Annotated in this window: 1 pseudogene; it reads left to right on the top strand. The window is 73.9% G+C overall.

Annotated features, from left to right (window positions below):
* Positions 1-242 (top strand): annotated as a pseudogene (locus tag VR44_RS40070) (hypothetical protein); the annotation flags it as partial.
* Between the last annotated feature and the right edge of the window lie 194 nt (positions 243-436).

Genomic DNA, 436 nt, shown 5'->3' with positions numbered 1-436 from the left:
CCCCTGCCTCGTTCCTCCCGGTGAGGGCCGCCGTACGCCGCCGCGACCCCCGCTTCCTCACCGCGACCCCGGACCTGGCGGCCGCGCTCTCCGTCGCAGTGGACGACGGTCGCGACCTCCTCGAGCACGTCCCCGACCAGTGGAAGGAGATCAAGACATGGGCCAAGCGCTTCCTCCCCCCGGTGAAGCCCTCACCCGCCTCACCGAACAACTCGGCGATCCCCTCACCGCAAGGCTCCTGAGTGACCGGCGCGGCTCCCGGGCCTGGAAGATCCAAGGGCCCCGGGGAGCCGTGGCCGTGAAGGCGAACAGCCCCGACGAGGCCACGGCCCGGGACAAGGCCGCCGAGATGGCCCAGGAGGACGAGCACCTCCTCCGCCTCACCGCGGCCGGGGCGCTCCGGCCCGGCTACCGCGTCGACGCCGGCCCTTGGGAC

The organism is Streptomyces katrae (assembly GCF_000966975.1).
In the GTDB taxonomy this organism is placed as follows: Bacteria; Actinomycetota; Actinomycetes; order Streptomycetales; family Streptomycetaceae; genus Streptomyces; species Streptomyces katrae.
This window is presented reverse-complemented; position numbering and strand designations above follow the sequence as displayed.